The sequence below is a fragment of the Planktotalea sp. genome, from assembly GCF_049680325.1.
Classification (GTDB): Bacteria; Pseudomonadota; Alphaproteobacteria; order Rhodobacterales; family Rhodobacteraceae; genus Planktotalea.
Genome location: NZ_JBAUHO010000081.1, coordinates 1 through 3438 on the forward strand (window position 1 = coordinate 1; position 3438 = coordinate 3438).

2 protein-coding genes and 1 pseudogene are annotated in these 3438 nt (G+C 55.7%); all 3 read right to left on the reverse strand.

Annotated features, from left to right (window positions below):
* Positions 1-1555 (reverse strand): glycosyltransferase family 2 protein (locus WBC85_RS03320; protein WP_424433254.1); only part of this gene is annotated, 1555 nt, incomplete at its 3' end.
* A gap of 39 nt (positions 1556-1594) precedes the next feature.
* Positions 1595-3205 (reverse strand): peptide chain release factor 3, encoded by a 1611-nt coding sequence (locus WBC85_RS03325; RefSeq protein ID WP_424433255.1) that lies wholly within the window; start codon positions 3203-3205, stop codon positions 1595-1597.
* 47 nt (positions 3206-3252) lie between these two features.
* Positions 3253-3438, reverse strand: a pseudogene (locus tag WBC85_RS03330) (Hint domain-containing protein); the annotation flags it as partial.

Below are 3438 nucleotides of genomic sequence, written 5' to 3' on the forward strand. Positions count from 1 at the left end.
CTTGGCCGCGATCACGATAAGAGCCATTGTTCAGGCGAAATTCGAGGTGCCGAGCAAAGCTGTCCCAATCGGGTGCATGTCGGTGCAATACGTTAAGGGATTGAACACGTTCGGTATTTTTGATCTCCTTGTTGTTGCGTTTAAGCATATGGATGCCAAAACGGGCGTCTGTTAGCCCTGTGCGGGCAATGGTTTTACCTGTCGTGTGGGAAATGAAACCAGAACGCAGATAGTCCGCGAAAGTCGGGAATACATAGGCAAGCACGGATTTGTCACAGCCGGCATCGAAATAGGTACGGCGGAACAGCAGGGCATCTGTTTCTTCATTTTGCGCGATTTCCTCGGCAGGGGGCATGACAAGCCCGTCAACCTCTGTCGGGGCGGCGCTTAGCGTGTCTTTCACCGTGGTCTTTGGATAGAGAAATTCGTCGCAATCGATATGCGCCAGCCAGTCGGATGTCGCATCGCGATAGCTACGGGTTGCGTTAAAGGCTTGGCGTTGTTGATGTTTTTCAAATCTTGGCTTGCCCGATTGTTCCCAATAGGCCGCATCACACGTGGTGATAGTCACCCTTGGATGGGCAAGCGAGGCCAATGCATCCGCGGGCAAAGCGGCGTCCAGATAGATCTGCATATGCGCTGCGCCAAGCGCGAGGTGATGGGCGATGAAAGGCGCGATTTTCTCGGGGCCTGCTTTGATCGTGCTGACAATTGCCCAAGAATGATTGCGCGGGCGGGCAGGGGCAGGCTCGGGTTCTGCATCGTCATCGCCGGCAGACTTTTGGCTTCGTTGGCGGATTTTGCGCCCGCGTAATGTCGCAAAACGGCGAAAGACGGTGCCGGGATCCGCATTGAGCAAATCAAGCAGGCGATGGGCAAGGGGGGCAATCACCGCATCGTCCTTGGCATCCAGCCAGAGCCGCGCGAGCGTATTCACATCAAGGCCGCCAGCGACCAAAGCATAGCGATCCATATTCAAGGGCAGTTTACTATAGACCAAGCGTTTGAGTTTGAATTCTTTTTCGGGGGTGAACCCTGAATAAAGACGCTCGGATTCATATAGCTTCATCGTCGCAAACAAGACTGTCATCGACTGCCCAACGCGGCGCTGCACTTCGGTTTCGCCATGATCGCCAAAGGTGGTGATCGCGGACACAAGCCAGCGTGGATCAAGGTGCTGGAACAGGAAGTCAGCTTCCTCGTCCCAGATCCGCGTGAACAGCGCCATCGTATGTGCGGGTTGCTTGGATTTGCGCAGATGGGCGATCAGCAGCCCATGCAGTTTGCATAGTTCTGGCAGGCCGACAAATTCCGCGTTCAATTCGATAGATTTACGGGTGTTTCCCGATTGCTCTTTGACGCGGGGAATATCTTTTGGATCAAGCGCTTGAACCAGTTTTTCCTTGAGCGGGGCGAGCGCGACATCAAGCGGTGGCAGGGCCTCTCCCGGATCGAAACTTAAAGGGGCCTGCCGTGTTTGCATACGTTTCACCACGGCCTCGAAGCCGCCATCGTATGTCAGTGCTTGCGCAGGGGGGTCGTCGCTTTCACTCATAGGCTTCAAAATGCCTGTCTGAAGGGCAGCCAGCAAGCGCTATTGCAACATCATTTCCTTTGTCGCGCTCAGTGTGACATCGGGGTAGTCGCGCGCCACGCGGTCGATGTCCCATTGCAAACGCGTCAGGTAGACGACATCGCCGTCGTTGTCGGTCGCGATGTGCTGTTTGTTGGCCTCTGCAAATTTGTCGACAGCAGCTTTTTGCCCCAATACCCAGCGGGCAGAGGTGAACTGGCTTTGGTCGAAACGCACAGGCAGGCCGTATTCCAGCTCGATCCGGCTGGCGAGCACTTCGAACTGAAGCGCGCCGACGACGCCAACGATAAAGCCAGAGCCGAAGCTGGGTTTGAACACTTTCGCGGCACCTTCTTCGGCGAATTGCATCAGGGCTTTCTCCAGATGCTTGGCTTTCATCGGATCGCCCGCACGCACACCTTGCAAGAGTTCGGGCGCGAAGGACGGGATGCCTGTCACGCGCAGCGCTTCGCCCTCGGTCAGCGTATCGCCGATGCGCAACTGGCCGTGGTTCGGGATGCCGATGATATCGCCTGCCCAGCCTTCCTCGGCCAATTCGCGGTCCGAGGCGAGAAACAGAACAGGATTTGAAATCGCCATCGGCTTTTTCGTGCGCACATGGGTTAATTTCATGCCGCGTTTGAAGTGGCCCGAAGCAAGACGGACAAACGCCACGCGGTCGCGGTGCTTGGGGTCCATATTGGCCTGAACTTTGAATACAAAGCCCGTAACCTTTGTTTCTTCGGGAGAAATTTCGCGTGGAGAGGCGCGCTGGACCTGTGGCTCTGGCCCGTAGGTGCCAATGCCATCCATCAATTCCTTAACGCCGAAAGAGTTAATCGCAGAGCCGAACCAGATCGGCGTCATGTGCCCCTCGAGCACTGATTGAGGGTCCAAAGTGGGCAGCAATTCGCGTGCCATTTCGACTTCTTCGATCAGCTTTTCAAGCAGGTGCGCAGGCACGTGTTCGGCAAGGGCAGGGTCATCAAGTCCGTTGATCTCGATCGAGGCGGCAACCTTGTTTCGATCCGCGCGATCCATCAATTCAAGACGGTCGCGCAGCATGTCATAACAGCCCATAAATTCAGAGCCGACCCCGATAGGCCAGCTGGCAGGGCTAACATCAATCGCCAGATTTTCCTGAATTTCATCAATAATATCAAATGTATCGCGGCTTTCGCGGTCCATCTTGTTACAGAAGGTCAGGATCGGCAGATCGCGCATGCGGCAGACTTCGAACAGTTTCTGCGTCTGGCTTTCCACGCCCTTCGCGCCGTCAATGACCATCACTGCCGCGTCTACAGCTGTGAGCGTGCGATAGGTATCTTCAGAGAAATCCGAGTGGCCGGGCGTGTCCACCAGATTGTAACGGAAGTTCTTGAAATCAAACGACATCGCAGATGCGGAAACCGAAATGCCGCGATCTTTTTCCATCTGCATAAAGTCAGAGCGCGTGCGCCGCGCTTCGCCTTTCGCGCGAACCTGTCCCGCCATCTGGATCGCCCCACCAAAGAGCAGGAATTTTTCCGTTAGCGTCGTCTTCCCCGCGTCGGGATGCGAAATGATCGCAAAGGTCCGGCGACGGGCAATTTCAGCAGGAAGGTCTGGGCGGTTTGAAGCGGTGTCTAGCATGTGCATCGCTATAGAAGTGGGCGCAGGCATTGGCAACTCATTGAAGGTTACCGCTTGCTCGCTTTTCTCAACTTATCCGCCGCATCCGGTCCCAATAATTCAGAGCCGACCTCGAATTCCTCATGCAGCCAACCGGTATGGCCACTTAGCGCGTCCAGCACGTCAGAACTGACCGTTTCGGTCAAGGCAGGGCGGGTCCTTGTGTCCACCAGCAATGTCTCTGCGGCGATGCC